Source organism: Pseudomonas sp. HLMP (genome assembly GCF_046365545.1).
Classification (GTDB): Bacteria; Pseudomonadota; Gammaproteobacteria; order Pseudomonadales; family Pseudomonadaceae; genus Aquipseudomonas; species Aquipseudomonas guariconensis_B.
Map to the genome: position 1 here is coordinate 3,844,703 of NZ_JBDLLR010000001.1, position 15,399 is coordinate 3,860,101.

Annotated in this window: 15 protein-coding genes; 4 read left to right on the forward strand and 11 right to left on the reverse strand. The window is 63.9% G+C overall.

Features of this window, described 5'->3' with window-relative positions; translation table 11 throughout:
• The first annotated feature begins 18 nt into the window (after nucleotides 1–18).
• The 3 genes from ABFA30_RS17760 (at nucleotide 19) to fdxA (ending at nucleotide 4,079) form a co-directional block, all read left to right on the forward strand.
• A complete protein-coding gene (locus ABFA30_RS17760; protein ID WP_410045762.1) occupies nucleotides 19–996 on the forward strand; it encodes a tyrosine-type recombinase/integrase in 978 nt (325 codons plus the stop codon).
• 50 nt (nucleotides 997–1,046) lie between these two features.
• Entirely contained in the window at nucleotides 1,047–3,617 is a 2,571-nt protein-coding gene (gene mutS / locus ABFA30_RS17765; RefSeq protein WP_410045763.1) for a DNA mismatch repair protein MutS, read from the forward strand.
• Nucleotides 3,618–3,755: 138 nt separating this feature from the next.
• Entirely contained in the window at nucleotides 3,756–4,079 is a 324-nt protein-coding gene (fdxA, locus tag ABFA30_RS17770) for a ferredoxin FdxA (protein WP_225787361.1), read from the forward strand.
• Nucleotides 4,080–4,596: 517 nt separating this feature from the next.
• Here the strand turns inward: fdxA and rpoS are convergent.
• From rpoS to ABFA30_RS17810, 8 genes are all read right to left on the reverse strand, one after another.
• Nucleotides 4,597–5,604: an RNA polymerase sigma factor RpoS gene (gene rpoS, locus ABFA30_RS17775; RefSeq protein WP_253102049.1), complete on the reverse strand. Its 1,008-nt coding sequence runs from the start codon at nucleotides 5,602–5,604 to the stop codon at nucleotides 4,597–4,599.
• Between the two features lie 107 nt (nucleotides 5,605–5,711).
• Nucleotides 5,712–6,566 carry a peptidoglycan DD-metalloendopeptidase family protein gene (locus ABFA30_RS17780; RefSeq protein ID WP_253090653.1) on the reverse strand — a complete coding sequence of 285 codons (855 nt, stop codon included), beginning with the start codon at nucleotides 6,564–6,566 and terminating at the stop codon, nucleotides 5,712–5,714.
• 181 nt (nucleotides 6,567–6,747) lie between these two features.
• Nucleotides 6,748–7,386: a protein-L-isoaspartate(D-aspartate) O-methyltransferase gene (locus tag ABFA30_RS17785; protein ID WP_225787463.1), complete on the reverse strand. Its 639-nt coding sequence runs from the start codon at nucleotides 7,384–7,386 to the stop codon at nucleotides 6,748–6,750.
• Nucleotides 7,387–7,424: 38 nt separating this feature from the next.
• On the reverse strand, nucleotides 7,425–8,174 hold the full coding sequence (gene surE / locus ABFA30_RS17790) for a 5'/3'-nucleotidase SurE (RefSeq protein WP_225787359.1): 750 nt from the start codon (nucleotides 8,172–8,174) through the stop codon (nucleotides 7,425–7,427).
• Nucleotides 8,162–9,220, reverse strand: coding sequence for a tRNA pseudouridine(13) synthase TruD (truD, locus tag ABFA30_RS17795; protein ID WP_253079942.1), 1,059 nt, complete (start codon nucleotides 9,218–9,220; stop codon nucleotides 8,162–8,164). Before truD ends, surE begins: the two co-directional genes overlap by 13 nt.
• Complete coding sequence (ispF, locus tag ABFA30_RS17800) at nucleotides 9,217–9,690, reverse strand: 2-C-methyl-D-erythritol 2,4-cyclodiphosphate synthase (RefSeq protein ID WP_225787357.1); 474 nt, start codon at nucleotides 9,688–9,690, stop codon at nucleotides 9,217–9,219. Before ispF ends, truD begins: the two co-directional genes overlap by 4 nt.
• A 131-nt stretch (nucleotides 9,691–9,821) precedes the next feature.
• On the reverse strand, nucleotides 9,822–10,676 hold the full coding sequence (gene fghA / locus ABFA30_RS17805; RefSeq protein WP_253102046.1) for an S-formylglutathione hydrolase: 855 nt from the start codon (nucleotides 10,674–10,676) through the stop codon (nucleotides 9,822–9,824).
• Nucleotides 10,677–10,684: 8 nt separating this feature from the next.
• Nucleotides 10,685–11,797 carry an S-(hydroxymethyl)glutathione dehydrogenase/class III alcohol dehydrogenase gene (locus ABFA30_RS17810; RefSeq protein ID WP_225787355.1) on the reverse strand — a complete coding sequence of 371 codons (1,113 nt, stop codon included), beginning with the start codon at nucleotides 11,795–11,797 and terminating at the stop codon, nucleotides 10,685–10,687.
• 108 nt (nucleotides 11,798–11,905) lie between these two features.
• On the opposite strand from ABFA30_RS17810, the gene ABFA30_RS17815 reads away from it, so the two are divergent.
• Nucleotides 11,906–12,802, forward strand: coding sequence for a LysR substrate-binding domain-containing protein (locus ABFA30_RS17815; RefSeq protein WP_225787354.1), 897 nt, complete (start codon nucleotides 11,906–11,908; stop codon nucleotides 12,800–12,802).
• Between the two features lie 74 nt (nucleotides 12,803–12,876).
• Here the strand turns inward: ABFA30_RS17815 and ispD are convergent, their stop codons facing one another.
• From ispD to eno, 3 genes are all read right to left on the reverse strand, one after another.
• Nucleotides 12,877–13,584, reverse strand: a complete 708-nt coding sequence (gene ispD / locus ABFA30_RS17820; protein WP_253102043.1) for a 2-C-methyl-D-erythritol 4-phosphate cytidylyltransferase — start codon at nucleotides 13,582–13,584, stop codon at nucleotides 12,877–12,879.
• Nucleotides 13,581–13,862, reverse strand: coding sequence for a cell division protein FtsB (gene ftsB, locus ABFA30_RS17825; protein ID WP_225787352.1), 282 nt, complete (start codon nucleotides 13,860–13,862; stop codon nucleotides 13,581–13,583). The genes ispD and ftsB overlap by 4 nt, the downstream gene beginning before the upstream one ends.
• 157 nt (nucleotides 13,863–14,019) lie before the next feature.
• Nucleotides 14,020–15,309 (reverse strand): phosphopyruvate hydratase, encoded by a 1,290-nt coding sequence (gene eno, locus ABFA30_RS17830; protein ID WP_225787351.1) that lies wholly within the window; start codon nucleotides 15,307–15,309, stop codon nucleotides 14,020–14,022.
• Nucleotides 15,310–15,399 lie beyond the last annotated feature (90 nt).

Genomic DNA, 15,399 nt, shown 5'->3' on the forward strand with positions numbered 1-15,399 from the left:
AAGGGACGAGCGATAGCGATGAGGCCGCGAAAGAAGGACAGGCACCTGCCGCCGTGCATGTACATGAAGCACGGCGCGTACTACCTGGTGAGGAAAGGAAAGTGGGAACGCCTCGATAAGGATTATCAGGGCGCCCTGCTGGCATATGCCAAGATCATGGGCGGAAGGGGCCAAGGCGCAATGCCGAAGCTGATTGATGATGCCCTGGACTCGATGCGCAAGCGCCTCGCTGAGAACACCATCAAGCAATACGAGGCTGCCGCAGCAAAACTGAAGCACCACCTGGCCGAATTCGAGCCGCGCCAGGTACTTCCTCGGCATGTGGCGGCCCTCAAGCTGCATATGTCCGACACGCCGAACATGGCAAACCGGGTGATATCGTTCCTGCGGATGGTGTTCGCCTACGCCCTAGAGCAGCAGATCGTCGACTCGAACCCCTGCACCGGCATCAAGCGGCACGCAGAAAAGAAGCGGGACCGGTACATCACGGACGAGGAGTTCGCCGCGATCTGCGACGCATGCTCGCCGTACATTCGATCTATCCTGGAAATGTGCTACCTCACGGGACAACGCATTGGCGATGTGCTGGCCATCAAGCTGTCGGACATCAGCGACAAGGGCATTGCTTTCAACCAGCAGAAGACCGGTGCAAAGCTCATCGTGGGCATGACCCCGGACTTGGAACAGCTAATCGCGAGGACCAAAGCCCTGCCCCGGAAGGTGCGCGGGCTCACGTTATTCTGCACCCGGGGCGGGGGCAAGCCGGTCTCCTACGAGACCGTGAAGGATGCCTTCAGGAAGGCTTGCAAAAAGGCAAAGGTCACCGACGCAACCATCCACGACCTGCGGGCCAAGTCGCTGACCGACACCGATAAGCAGGGCAACGATGCTCAGAAGCTCGGGGGGCACGCGGACGCACGGATGACAAAGCGGTACCTAAGACTCCGTGAAATTGACGTAGCACAGCCCCCAGCAATGCCGAAAAAAAGCCTGTAGTATTAGACGTTTCGCATTTGTCTAATAGACGTACAGCTTCAAGGCCTTGAATGTCTGACCTTTCCCAACATACCCCGATGATGCAGCAGTACTGGAAGCTGAAGAACCAGCACCCAGACCAGCTGATGTTCTACCGCATGGGCGATTTCTACGAGATCTTCTACGAAGACGCGAAGAAAGCCGCCAAATTGCTGGATATCACCCTGACTGCCCGCGGACAGTCCGCCGGCCAGTCGATCCCCATGTGCGGAATCCCGTTCCACTCGGTGGAGGGCTACCTGGCCAAGCTGGTCAAGCTCGGCGAGTCGGTGGTGATCTGCGAGCAGGTCGGCGACCCGGCCACCAGCAAGGGGCCGGTGGAGCGCCAGGTGGTGCGGATCATCACCCCCGGCACGGTCAGCGACGAGGCCCTGCTCGACGAGCGCCGCGACAACCTGATCGCCGCCCTGCTGGGCGACGAGCGGCTGTTCGGCCTGGCAGTGCTGGACATCACCAGCGGTAACTTCACCGTGCAGGAGATCAAGGGCTGGGAGAACCTGCTGGCCGAGCTCGAACGCATCAACCCGGTGGAACTGCTGATCCCCGACGACTGGCCCCAAGGCCTGCCGGCGGAAAAGCGCCCGGGCTGCCGTCGTCGCGCCCCGTGGGACTTCGACCGCGATTCGGCGCGCAAGAGCCTGTGCCAGCAGTTCGCGACCCAGGACCTCAAGGGCTTCGGTTGCGACAAGCTGACCCTGGCCATCGGCGCGGCCGGCTGCCTGCTGACCTACGCCAAGGAAACCCAGCGCACCACCCTGCCTCACCTGCGCAGCCTGCGCCACGAGCGCATGGACGACACGGTGATCCTCGACGGCGCCAGCCGCCGCAACCTGGAACTGGACGTCAACCTGGCCGGTGGTCGCGACAACACCCTGCAATCGGTCATCGACCGTTGCCAGACCGCCATGGCCAGCCGCCTGCTGACCCGCTGGCTGAACCGCCCGTTGCGCGACCTCAAGGTACTCAAGGCACGCCAGGACTCGATCCGCTGCCTGCTGGACGACTACCGCTTCGAGAAACTGCAGCCGCAGCTCAAGGAAATCGGCGACATCGAGCGGATCCTCGCCCGCATCGGCCTGCGCAACGCCCGCCCACGCGACCTGGCGCGCCTGCGTGATGCCCTCGGTGCCTTGCCCGAGCTGCAGAACGCCATGGCCGAGCTGGAGGCCCCGCACCTGGCACGCCTGGCCGCGATCACCGGTACCTACCCGGAGCTGGCCAGCCTGCTGGAGCGAGCGATCATCGACAACCCGCCGGCGGTGATCCGCGACGGCGGCGTGCTCAAGACCGGCTACGACAGCGAGTTGGACGAGTTGCTGGCCATGAGCGAGAACGCCGGCCAATTCCTCATCGACCTGGAGGCCCGCGAAAAGGCGCGCACGGGCCTGGCCAACCTCAAGGTCGGCTACAACCGGGTGCATGGCTACTACATCGAGCTGCCGACCAAACAAGCCGAGCAGGCCCCGGCCGACTATATCCGCCGCCAGACCCTAAAGGGCGCCGAGCGCTTCATCACGCCGGAGCTCAAGGCCTTCGAAGACAAGGCGCTGTCGGCCAAGAGCCGCGCCCTGGCGCGAGAGAAGATGCTCTATGACGCCCTGCTCGAAACCCTGATCGGCCACCTGGCGCCGCTGCAGGACAGCGCCGCCGCCCTGGCCGAGCTGGACGTGCTGAGCAACCTGGCCGAGCGCGCCCTGAACCTGGACCTGAACTGCCCGACCTTCGTCGACGAGCCCTGCCTGCGTATCGAACAGGGCCGTCACCCGGTGGTCGAGCAGGTGCTGACCACGCCGTTCGTGGCCAACGACCTGGCGCTGGACAACAGCACACGCATGCTGATCATCACCGGTCCGAACATGGGCGGTAAGTCCACCTACATGCGCCAGACCGCACTGATCGTGCTGATGGCGCACATCGGCAGCTTCGTCCCCGCGGCGCGTTGCGAGCTGTCGCTGGTCGACCGCATCTTCACCCGCATCGGTTCCAGCGATGACCTGGCCGGCGGGCGCTCGACCTTCATGGTCGAGATGAGCGAGACAGCGAACATCCTGCACAACGCCACTGACCGCAGCCTGGTGCTGATGGACGAAGTCGGCCGAGGCACCAGTACCTTCGACGGCCTGTCACTGGCCTGGGCCGCCGCCGAGCGGCTGGCCCAACTGCGCGCCTATACCCTGTTCGCAACGCACTACTTCGAGCTGACCGTGCTGCCGGAGAGCGAACCGCTGGCGGCCAACGTGCACCTGAACGCCACCGAGCACAACGAGCGCATCGTCTTCCTGCACCATGTGCTGCCGGGCCCCGCCAGCCAGAGCTACGGCCTGGCCGTGGCGCAGCTGGCCGGCGTGCCGACGGCGGTGATCCAGCGTGCTCGCGAACACCTGGGGCGGCTGGAAACCACCAGCCTGCCTCACGAGCCGCCCGCGACCAAGGCCAAGGGCGAGCCGCAGGTACCGCACCAGAGCGACCTGTTCGCCAGCCTGCCACACCCGGCCATCGAGAAGCTGGGCAAGCTGGACCTGGACGACATGACGCCGCGCCAAGCTATCGAAACGCTATATCAACTGAAAAACCTGTTATAACGGCTACCCGCGCAAGCTGGTAGAATCCGCCGCGGTTCCCGCTCGGGTGCAGGTTCATTAGCCTGGCCTGCTGCCACCGGGAACCGCGCTGCCCTGCAAGGAAGGGCACGCTGCCGTCGCCTGAGGAGAAAATTAGAAATGTCCTTCGTCGTCACCGACAACTGCATCAAGTGCAAATACACCGACTGCGTGGAAGTCTGTCCGGTGGACTGCTTCTACGAAGGCCCGAACTTCCTGGTCATTCATCCGGACGAGTGCATCGACTGCGCGCTGTGCGAACCGGAGTGCCCTGCCCAGGCCATCTTCTCGGAAGATGAAGTACCTGCGGGCATGGAACAGTTCATCGAGCTGAACGCCGAACTGGCGGAGATCTGGCCGAACATCACCGAGAGGAAGGATGCCCTGCCGGATGCCGAGGAGTGGGACGGCAAGCCCGACAAGATCGAGCACCTGGAACGCTAACGCGTCTGAATCACGAGAAGGCCCTTTACGGGCCTTTTCTTTTAGCTCTTTTGGCCACCAGGTTTGCCTGGCGATGCTTTATCGCAGGCAAAAAAAGGGGCGGTTTGACCCGCCCACATTTTTTCCATAGTCCCTGATTGTCCCGTTCATCATCCTGATGAATCGCATCCTGCGATGTCCTTGGCCGTCATCCGTGAAAGCCTGTGCCAATCCGTCGGCACAGTTCGAATACTAGCCATTCCAGCTGGCCAGGCAAGGGTGAAAGCTCTCAAAACAATACGGTGGACATACTTCTTCACATCCAAAATATTCATATTTATCAGCAAGTTAAAAACACTCAACGTTTGAAAACGACAATGATTTACTGATCCCTACGGCAAAGGCTTACACAAGCTGTGAGCAATCTCCTACATGCAACGCCACGAGGGTAGCGAAAGAAACATTGGCTGATAGAGCCGCTGATTGATAGAAACAAAAACGCCCCGTCGTGTCGGGGCGTTTTTCATGACGGTCGCGGTTACTGGAACAGCGACTCGCTGGACAGGCCATTCTTCTCGAGGATCTCGCGCAGGCGCTTGAGGCCCTCGACCTGGATCTGCCGTACTCGCTCACGGGTAAGGCCGATTTCCAGGCCCACATCCTCCAGGGTGCTGCTCTCATGGCCCCGCAGGCCGAAGCGACGTACCACCACTTCACGCTGCTTGTCGGTCAGCTCGCCCAACCACTGGTCGATGCTCTGGGAGAGGTCGTCGTCCTGCAGCAACTCGCAAGGATCGGTGGGACGATCGTCGGTCAGGGTATCGAGCAGGGTCTTGTCGGAGTCCGGCCCCAGGGAAACGTCCACCGACGAAACCCGTTCGTTGAGCCCCAGCATGCGCTTGACCTCGGCCACCGGCTTCTCCAGCAGGCCGGCGATCTCCTCCGGCGAAGGCTCGTGGTCGAGCTTCTGGGTCAGTTCCCGCGCAGCACGCAGGTAGACGTTCAGCTCCTTGACCACGTGGATCGGCAGGCGAATGGTGCGGGTCTGGTTCATGATCGCCCGCTCGATGGTCTGGCGGATCCACCAGGTCGCATAGGTCGAGAAGCGGAAGCCGCGTTCCGGGTCGAACTTCTCCACGGCGCGGATCAAGCCGAGGTTGCCCTCCTCGATCAGGTCGAGCAGCGACAATCCGCGATTGACGTAGCGGCGGGCGATCTTGACCACCAGGCGCAGGTTGCTTTCGATCATGCGCTTGCGACCGGCGGGGTCACCTTTTTGCGACAGGCGCGCAAAATGCACTTCCTCTTCCGGAGAAAGCAGTGGTGAAAAGCCGATCTCGTTGAGATACAGCTGGGTGGCATCGAGCGCCCGGCTGTAATCGATGTACTTGTGTTGCTTGAGCGATGAGCCTTGTTTGGCCCTGGTCCGAACCGAAGGTACAGCAGGTTCGTCTGACACCACATCCGTTTCCAAAACGATGCCCGTCTCCATCAGGAGGACGTCATCGTCGATGTCAAACTCCGGCACTTCTTTGCTGAGAGCCATTGTTATAGTCCTTTGCTGAGTTCGAACTCAGGCTCGAGCGACACCTGTTCCCTGGTAACGCTGGAGCCTGTCCCCTCTACGTCAAAGGAACAGGCTGGGTACAACGATCAACGGCGTGGCAGGAACTGGAGCGGATCGACGGGTTTGCCCTGACGGCGAATCTCGAAATGCAGCTTCACCCGATCAGTGCCCGTGGACCCCATTTCAGCGATCGTCTGCCCTGCCTTGACCTGCTGCCCCTCCCGAACCAAAAGCCTGCGGTTGTGGCCGTAGGCGCTGACGTAGGTATCGCTGTGCTTGATGATGATCAACTCGCCGTAGCCCCTCAAGCCACTCCCGGCGTAGACCACTGTACCACCAGACGCAGCAAAAACAGGCTGTCCCAAATCACCGGCGATATCAATGCCTTTATTCAAACTACCGTTTGAAGCGAATTTACCAATCAGCACACCGTTGGCCGGCCAGGTCCAGCCCCCGGCGGTACGCTCTGCGGCGGGCACCGGCGTCACCACCGGCTTGCTCGCGGCAGGGGGTGGCGTGGCAGGCCTGGCAGTGCCCCCAGACGGTGGCGTGGTGGTCGCGACAGGGCGGCGGATGACGGTGGTCTTGCTCGATGAGGACGGGCTGGATACCACCCTGGTGCTGCCGCCCACGCCGCTGCTGAAACGGATGGCCTGGCCCGGGCGGATGGTATAGGGCGCACCGATGTTGTTGCGCGCGGCCAGTTCCTTGTAGTCCCAGCCGTAACGGAACGCGATGGAATACAGGGTATCGCCGGGCCTGACGATGTACTGACCCGACGTCACGGTCGGGCGCTTGGGGACCGCGTTGCGATCGACCACACGGGCGCCGTTCGAGCCGCTGCTGGAGCAACCCGCGAGCAAGGCCCCCATGGCCAGCGCAATCACCAGAAGCTTGAAACCCGACCGATCCTTGCGCTGCCGAATGATTGTGTGACCCACCCGCGCTCCCCTTATGGTGCCGATAACCGATATGACGCTACGCAATGCAATATTGTTGCAATTATAAACGAGGCCACCCGGCTTGGGTGGCTTCATGCTCCGGGCCTTCGCCGCAGAGGCAGCCAGATAGACAGGGCCAGGGCCCGAGAATTCGTCGCCGCAGCAAATATTCCGCGTCCCCTCAGGCCAGCGGACCGTTGAGCAGCGGCACGAAACGCACGGAACCCAGGACCCGGCGGGAGAAACCGTGCTCCTCGCGCACGATGAGCATCAGTTGCTGCGCCTCGCCGGCCGCCCCCACTGGAATCACCATGCGCCCTCCCGGGGCCAACTGGTCCAGCAGGGCCTGGGGCACTTCCGCGGCCACGGCAGTGACGATGATGCCGTTGTACGGCGCCAGCGCCTGCCAGCCTTCGCAACCGTCGCCCCAGCGGAACACCACGTTGCGCAAGTTGAGCTCGACCAGGCGTTCCTTGGCCCTGTCCTGCAGGACCTTGATCCGTTCCACCGAGAACACCCGCTCCACCAGTTGGGCGAGGATCGCAGTCTGGTAGCCAGAGCCCGTGCCGATCTCCAGCACCTTGTCCAGCGGCCCGGCCTCCAGCAGCAGCTCGCTCATGTGCGCGACCATGAACGGCTGGGAGATGGTCTGGTTATGCCCGATCGGCAGCGCCGTATCCTCGTAGGCCCGGTGCGCCAGGGCCTCGTCGACGAACAGATGGCGTGGCGTGCGGCGGATGACCTCGAGCACATGGGTGTTCGAGACCCCTTCCTCGTACAGCCGCTGGATCAGCCGCTCACGCGTGCGCTGGGAAGTCATGCCGATGCCACGGCGCAGCAGATCGTCCTGTTCGCGCATCAGAGCAGTCCCTCCAGCCAGCCGTCCAGACGCTCGAAGGCGTCGTTGAAGGTGCGGTCCAGCTGCAACGGCGTGATCGAGACATAGCCCTGCATCACCGCATGGAAGTCCGTGCCCGGCCCACCGTCCTCGGCATCGCCGGCCACGGCGATCCAGTAGCCTTCCTTGCCCCGGGGGTTGACCACCTTGGTCGGCGCCGCCGCGCGCGCGCGGTGGCCGAGGCGAGTGAGCTGGATACCCCGGATGTGCTCCAAGGGCAGGTTGGGGATGTTGACGTTGAGCACGGTACGCGGCGGCAGCTCCAGGCGCGCCTGGGCCTCTACCAGGCGGCGGGCGATGTAGGCGGCGGTGGGCAGGTTGTCCGGCTGGCGCGACAGCAGCGAGAACGCCAGCGACGTGCCACCGAGGAAACGCCCTTCGAGCGCTGCGGCGACCGTGCCGGAATAGAGCACGTCGTCGCCCAGGTTGGCGCCCAGGTTGATGCCGGAGACGACCATGTCGGGCGTTTCCGGCAGCAGGCCGTTGAGCCCCAGGTGCACGCAGTCGGTGGGCGTGCCGTTGAGGCTGATGAAACCGTTGGCCAGGGTCTGCGGGTGCAGGGGCCTGTCCAGCGTCAGCGAACTACTGGCGCCGCTCTTGTCTTGATCCGGGGCAATCACCACGCACTCGGCATGATCCACCAGCGCAGCGTGCAGCGCGGCGAGGCCGGGTGCGGTAACACCGTCGTCATTCGAAATCAGAATACGCATGGGCTGTCCGTCTGCCCCGCCGGCACCAGATCGACAAGCTCGCGCACCACAACGGTGGCGAAGCATCCGGCCGGAAGGACGAATTCCAGTTGCAGGATATCAGGCTCGGGATAATGCCACGTCAGCCCGCCAATAGGGAGCCGCAGGATACGCCGCTCGTGCTTCATGTCCGCCAGGGCCAGCCACTGGCACAACGCCGGGTGCCGCTCGCCGATGGCGGTTTCCAGTGCCGCGCCAGCCCCGCCAGCAGGTGTAGAACCCGCGCCCCAGAGCGGCCCGGTGGGGTGAAGATCGAGAATGTCCAGGCGCGGATCGGCGCACTCCTGTTCGCCTGCCGCGAAGAAACTACGGCTGTCGGTGAAAGCCAGCAAATCACCGACCTGGGCCCGCTGCCAGCTGCCGTCGGCGACCCGTGCGGCCAAGACCTGGTTGAACAGGTAGCTGCGCGCCGCCGACAACAGGCGCGAACGCAGGTTGCGCTGCTCCGGCAGGGCCGCGCGGGCCGCCCAGTCCTGGGCGTCATGGACATTGCCACCGGCATGGCCGAAGCGCTGGCTGCCGAAGTAGTTCGGCACGCCCTGGCGCTTGAGTTGCTCCAGGCGAGCATCCAGGGCCTGGCGATCCGCCACCAGGGCGGTCAGGCGCAGGGTGAAGCCGTTGGCTGAATGGGCGCCACGCTGCAGCTTGCGCTGGTGGCGCACCCGCTTGAGCACGCGCAGGCTGGCGTCCTCGGCACGCGACAGATCAGGGTCGGCCTTGCCCGGCAGGTGCAGGCTGAACCACTGGCGGGTCAGGGCCTGGCGGTCCTTGAGCCCGGCGTAGCTGATGGCGCGCAGGGGCACGCCGGCAGCACGGGCCAGGCGGCGGGCAGCCTCCTCGGTGTTCAGGTCACGCTTTTCGACCCACAGCCAGAGGTGCTCGCCCTGGCCGGACAAGGGAATGTCCAGCACTTCGTCGACCTGGAAGTCTTCGGCCACCGCCTTGAGCACCGCGCTGCCCAACGCCTCGCCCGATGCACGCGGACCCAGCAGTTCCAGTTCGGTCATGCTGGCAGCAACAGGGCCACCGCGTGCACGGCGATGCCCTCCTCGCGGCCGGTGAAGCCCAGCTTCTCGGTGGTGGTGGCCTTGACGTTGACCTGGTCCAGTTGCACCTGCAAGTCTTCGGCGATCAGCTGGCGCATGGTCTCGATGTGCGGTGCCATCTTCGGCGCCTGGGCGACGATGGTGGCGTCGACGTTGCCGACCTTCCAGCCCTTGGCCTGGACGATGCCGACCACATGGCGCAGCAACACGCGGCTGTCGGCGCCCTTGAACTGCGGGTCGGTGTCGGGAAAATGCTTGCCGATGTCGCCCAGCGCCGCGGCGCCGAGCAGCGCATCGCTCAGGGCGTGCAACAGCACATCGCCGTCGGAATGGGCCAGCAGGCCGTACTTGTGGGGGATACGTACCCCACCCAGGGTAATGAAATCGCCGTCGCAGAAACGGTGCACATCGTAGCCGTGGCCAATACGCATAGAAAAACGCCCCGATTTGAGTCAGGGCGTGATTCTACCTGCTTTGCTCGACCTTGCGCGGATGCTCTTCCCTGCTCTGAGCTGCAAGCAAAAGCACATCGGCGGCGGACTGCTTTTCTTGCAGCTCGCGGCTAGACCCGGCCCAGCGCTACGGCGTGGTGGCGCAGGTGCTCGTCGATGAAGCTGGCGATGAAGTAGTAGCTATGGTCATAACCTGGCTGCAGGCGCAGGGTCAGCTCGTGGCCGGCCTTGCGTGCGGCTTGCTCCAGGGCCTCGGGTTTGAGCTGCTTTTCCAGGAAGTCGTCCCGGTCGCCCTGGTCCACCAGCAACGGCGGGCACTGGCCGGACGGTGTCTCGGCCAACAGCACGCTGGCATCCCACTCGCGCCAGCGTGAACGATCCTCGCCCAGGTAGCGGGAAAACGCCTTCTCGCCCCAAGGGCAGTCCATCGGGTTGCTGATCGGCGAGAACGCCGACACCGAACGATAGCGCCCCGGATTGCGCAAGGCGCATACCAGGGCGCCATGGCCGCCCATGGAGTGACCGCTGATACTGCGCTGGTCGGACGCCGGGAAATGCGCCTCGACCAGGGCGGGCAGCTCCTCCACCACATAGTCGTGCATGCGGTAGTGCTGGGCCCAGGGTTGCTGGGTGGCATTGAGGTAGAAGCCAGCGCCCAGGCCGAAATCCCAAGCGCCGTCCGGATCGCCCGGCACCTGTTCGCCACGCGGGCTGGTGTCGGGGGCGACGATGATCAGCCCAAGCTCCGCGGCCAGGTGCTGGGCGCCGGCCTTCTGCATGAAGTTCTCGTCGGTGCAGGTCAGGCCGCTGAGCCAGTACAGTACCGGCAGCTTCTCGCCCTGCTCGGCCTGCGGCGGCAGGTAGACGGCGAACACCATGTCGCAGCCCAGCACCTTGGAACTGTGTCGGTAGCGCTTGTGCCAGCCGCCGAAGCTCTTCTGGCAGGAGATGTTTTCCAGGCTCATGGCAGACCTCAGAAGTGGATCACGCTACGGATGCTCTTGCCTTCGTGCATCAGGTCGAAGGCTTTGTTGATGTCCTCCAGGCCCATGGTGTGGGTGATGAAGGTGTCCAGCGGGATCTCGCCCTTCTGCGACATTTCCACGTAGCTCGGCAGTTCGCTGCGGCCACGCACGCCGCCAAAGGCCGAACCGCGCCAGACACGGCCGGTGACCAGCTGGAACGGACGGGTGGAGATCTCCTGGCCGGCACCGGCCACGCCGATGATCACCGACTCGCCCCAGCCCTTGTGGCAGCATTCCAGGGCCGCACGCATCAGTTGGACATTGCCCACGCATTCGAAGGAGAAGTCCACGCCGCCGTCGGTGAGGTCGACGATGACCTCCTGGATCGGGCGGTCATAGTCCTTGGGGTTGACGCAATCGGTGGCACCCAGCTGGCGGGCGATCTCGAACTTGGCCGGATTGATGTCGACGGCGATGATGCGCGAGGCCTTGGCCTTGACCGCGCCGATGATCGCCGACAGGCCGATACCGCCCAGGCCGAAGATGGCCACGGTATCGCCGGGCTTGACCTTGGCGGTGTTGAGCACGGCGCCGATACCGGTGGTCACGCCGCAGCCGAGCAGGCAAACCTTCTCCAGGGGTGCGTCCTTGGCGATCTTGGCCACGGAAATTTCCGGCAGCACGGTGTACTCGGAAAAGGTCGAGGTGCCCATGTAGTGGAACAACTGCTGGCCCTTGTAAGAGAACCGGGTGGTGCCATCCGGCATCAGGCCCTTGCCCTGGGTGGCGCGGATCGCCTGGCACAGGTTGGTCTTGCCGGAGCGGCAGAACTTGCACTGGCCGCATTCGGGGGTATAGAGCGGGATCACATGGTCACCGACCGCCACCGAGGTCACGCCCTCGCCCACCGCCTCGACGACCGCCCCGCCCTCGTGGCCGAGGATCGACGGGAAGATGCCCTCCGGGTCGGCGCCAGACAGGGTGTAGGCGTCGGTGTGGCAGACACCGCTGGCCACCACGCGCAGCAGCACCTCGCCGGCCTTGGGCATGGCCACGTCCACTTCGACGATTTCCAGGGGTTTCTTGGCCTCGAAGGCAACGGCAGCGCGGGACTTGATCATCAAGGGTCTCCAGACAAGGGGAAGGATTCACGCTGGCAGTGTAATTCAGGGGCTTTTCGTGAATAATCCGGCTTGAGTCAAAACATTATTGCCATACAGGGATAATCCATGAGCAGTCGCTGGGAAGGCATCGACGAATTCGTCGCGGTGGCCGAGTCGGGCCAGTTCACCAGCGCGGCCGAACGCCTGGGGGTTTCCTCCTCGCATGTCAGCCGCCAGATCGCCCGTCTGGAGGAGCGCCTGCAGACCCGCCTGCTGTACCGCAGTACCCGGCGCGTGACCCTGAGCGAGGCCGGGCAGACCTTCCTGCAGCATTGCCAACGGCTGCAGGATGGCCGCGAGGAGGCCCTGCGTGCCATGGGCGACCTGGCCAGCGAACCCAAGGGGTTGCTGCGCATGACCTGCGCGGTGGCCTACGGCGAGCGCTTCATCGTGCCGCTGGTGACCCGCTTCCTGGCGCTCTATCCACAATTGCGGGTAGAAGTGGAGTTGAGCAACCGCACCCTTGACCTGCTGCATGAAGGCATGGACCTGGCGATCCGCCTCGGCCGCCTGCAGGACTCACGCCTGGTAGCCACCCGCCTGGCGCCGCGGCGCATGTACCTGTGCGCCTCGCCGGCCTACCTGGAACGCTACGGGCGGCCCCACAGCCTGTCGGAGCTGGCCCGGCACAACTGCCTGATCGGCAGTTCGGACATCTGGGTCCTGCAGCAGGACGGACGCGAGCTGAGCCAACGCGTCCAGGGCAACTGGCGCTGCAACAGCGGGCAGGCGGTGCTGGATGCGGCATTGCTGGGGATGGGGTTGTGCCAGTTGCCGGACTACTACGTGCTCGAGCACCTCAACAGCGGGGCACTGGTGTCGTTGCTGGAGGCGCACCAGCCGCCGAATACCGCAGTATGGGCACTGTATCCGCAACAGCGGCACCTGTCGCCGAAGGTGCGCAGGCTGGTGGACTACCTCAAGGAAGGCTTGGCGCAGTTGCCGGAGTACCGGGCGGCATGAGGTGCAGTTCGGCAAATGCTGCGAAGCGGCCCCAAACGCAGCTAAAGATCTTAACTGACCCGCCAGAGGCTCGATCAGCGCCGGCTGGCCCAGCGCTGGCGCAACCATTCCAGGTCTTCCGGACGGGTCACCTTGATGTTGTCGCTGCGCCCCTCGACCAGTCGCGGTGCGTGGCCGGCCCACTCGATGGCGGATGATTCGTCGGTGACGACCACATCCGCCACCAGGCACTCGGCCAGCGCCCGGTGCAAGGCGCCGAGGCGGAACATCTGCGGGGTATAGGCCTGCCAGATGGTGCTGCGGTCCACCGTGGCGCTGACCCGCCCATTGCCATCGGCACGCTTGAGGGTGTCGCGCGCGGGTACCGCAAGTAAACCTCCCACAGGGTCGCCAGCCAATTCCGACAGGAGCCGGTCCAGATCGCTGCGTGCCAGGTTCGGTCGCGCGGCGTCGTGCACCAGTACCCAATCGTTGTCCGACGCCCCCTGGGCATGCAACAGCAACAACGCATTGAGCACCGAGTCGGCCCGTTCGCGGCCACCGGGCGCTCGCTGGATGCGCGGATCGCCGGCACAGCGCAAGCCGGGCCAGTACGGATCGTCGGCGGCGATACTGACCACCACGCCCTTGAGCGTGGGATGGTCGAGGAAACAGTCCAGGCTATGCTCGAGCAGGGTCTGCCCCCCCAGTTGCAGGTACTGCTTGGGGCGGTCGGCAGCCATGCGGGCGCCAATGCCCGCGGCGGGAATCACGGCCCAGAAGGCCGATAGTGTCTGGGTCATTTCTGCGGCAGCTGGTAGAGGGTTTCGCCCTCCTTGACCATCCCCAGTTCGTGGCGGGCCCGTTCTTCCACGGTTTCCATACCTTTTTTCAACTCCAGGACTTCGGCGTCGAGCACACGATTGCGCTCCAGCAGCCGCTCGTTCTCCGCTTGCTGCTCGGCAATCTGCTGCTTGAGCTCGGCCACGTGCGCCAGGCTACCGTTACCCACCCACAGGCGATACTGCAGGCCACCGAGCAACAGGAGCAGGACGAGGAACAACCAATAGGGACTGCGCATCAAGATATCCAGAGGTAAAAGGCCGCCGCAGCGAACTTCCAATAGCACGAAGCCTGGCCGAGGCCAGGCTTCGTCGACAGAAACCCGTAAGAAGCGTCTGACTGTTCAGTACGAACGTTCAGACAGCCTCGGCTGCTGCCTTTTTACCATCTCTTGCTCAGCCGCGAAACTCGGCACGACCGCGGTACACCGCCTTGGCACCCAGTTGCTCTTCGATGCGCAGCAGTTGGTTGTACTTGGAGACGCGGTCGGAACGGCACAGCGAGCCGGTCTTGATCTGGCCGGCAGCGGTACCGACAGCCAGGTCGGCGATGGTCGAGTCCTCGGTTTCGCCCGAACGGTGCGAGATCACCGCGGTGTAGCCGGCGGCCTTGGCCATCTGGATGGCTTCCAGGGTCTCGGTCAGCGAGCCGATCTGGTTGAACTTGATCAGGATCGAGTTGCCGATGCCCTTCTCGATGCCTTCCTTGAGAATCTTGGTGTTGGTCACGAACAGGTCGTCACCGACCAGTTGCACCTTGGCGCCGATCTTGTCGGTGAGGATTTTCCAGCCAGCCCAGTCGGACTCGTCCAGGCCATCTTCGATGGAGATGATCGGGAAGCGCTCGGTCAGGCCCTTCAGGTACTCGGCAAAGCCTTCGGCGTCGAACGACTTGCCTTCGCCGGAGAGGTTGTACTTGCCGTCCTCGTAGAACTCGGAAGCCGCGCAGTCCAGGGCCAGGGTCACGTCGCTGCCCAGCTTGTAGCCGGCCTTCTCGACGGCTTCGGCGATGGCGCCCAGGGCGTCTTCGTTGGAGGTCAGGTTCGGTGCGAAACCACCTTCGTCACCCACGGCGGTGTTCAGGCCACGGGCCTTGAGCACGGCCTTGAGGTGGTGGAAGATCTCGGTGCCCATGCGCAGGGCGTCGGAGAAGGTCTTGGCGCCGACCGGCTGGACCATGAACTCCTGGATGTCGACGTTGTTGTCGGCGTGCTCGCCACCGTTGATGATGTTCATCATCGGCACCGGCATGGAGTACTGACCCGGGGTACCGTTGAGGTTGGCGATGTGTGCGTACAGCGGCAGCTCCTGGTCCTGGGCAGCGGCCTTGGCGGCGGCCAGGGAGACAGCCAGGATGGCGTTAGCGCCCAGCTTGGCCTTGTTCTCGGTACCGTCCAGCTCGATCATGGCGCGGTCCAGGGCTTTCTGGTCGGCCGGGTCCTTGCCCAGCAGCAGGTCGCGGATCGGGCCGTTGATGTTGGCGACGGCCTTCAGCACGCCCTTGCCCAGGTAACGGCTCTTGTCGCCATCACGCAGCTCCAGCGCTTCGCGCGAGCCGGTGGAAGCACCGGACGGCGCGCAAGCGCTGCCGATGATGCCGTTGTCGAGCAGAACATCGGCTTCCACGGTGGGGTTGCCACGCGAATCGAGAACTTCACGACCTTTGATGTCGACGATTTTTGCCATTGTTGTAAGCACTCCAAAATTGACGAAAACAACGCAGCTTAGGAAATCCGGCCGTTCGCCAGGCAGTTCGTGAACGGGCAGGCCTGGCGA

Coding starts and splice junctions, on each gene's coding strand:
- ABFA30_RS17760 (WP_410045762.1), top strand. CDS start 19: ATGAGGCCGCGAAAGAAGGACAGGCACCTGCCGCCGTGCATGTACATG.
- mutS (WP_410045763.1), top strand. CDS start 1,047: ATGTCTGACCTTTCCCAACATACCCCGATGATGCAGCAGTACTGGAAG.
- fdxA (WP_225787361.1), top strand. CDS start 3,756: ATGTCCTTCGTCGTCACCGACAACTGCATCAAGTGCAAATACACCGAC.
- rpoS (WP_253102049.1), bottom strand. CDS start 5,604: ATGGCTCTCAGCAAAGAAGTGCCGGAGTTTGACATCGACGATGACGTC.
- ABFA30_RS17785 (WP_225787463.1), bottom strand. CDS start 7,386: ATGACTTCCCAGCGCACGCGTGAGCGGCTGATCCAGCGGCTGTACGAG.
- surE (WP_225787359.1), bottom strand. CDS start 8,174: ATGCGTATTCTGATTTCGAATGACGACGGTGTTACCGCACCCGGCCTC.
- truD (WP_253079942.1), bottom strand. CDS start 9,220: ATGACCGAACTGGAACTGCTGGGTCCGCGTGCATCGGGCGAGGCGTTG.
- ispF (WP_225787357.1), bottom strand. CDS start 9,690: ATGCGTATTGGCCACGGCTACGATGTGCACCGTTTCTGCGACGGCGAT.
- fghA (WP_253102046.1), bottom strand. CDS start 10,676: ATGAGCCTGGAAAACATCTCCTGCCAGAAGAGCTTCGGCGGCTGGCAC.
- ABFA30_RS17810 (WP_225787355.1), bottom strand. CDS start 11,797: ATGATCAAGTCCCGCGCTGCCGTTGCCTTCGAGGCCAAGAAACCCCTG.
- ABFA30_RS17815 (WP_225787354.1), top strand. CDS start 11,906: ATGAGCAGTCGCTGGGAAGGCATCGACGAATTCGTCGCGGTGGCCGAG.
- ispD (WP_253102043.1), bottom strand. CDS start 13,584: ATGACCCAGACACTATCGGCCTTCTGGGCCGTGATTCCCGCCGCGGGC.
- ftsB (WP_225787352.1), bottom strand. CDS start 13,862: ATGCGCAGTCCCTATTGGTTGTTCCTCGTCCTGCTCCTGTTGCTCGGT.
- eno (WP_225787351.1), bottom strand. CDS start 15,309: ATGGCAAAAATCGTCGACATCAAAGGTCGTGAAGTTCTCGATTCGCGT.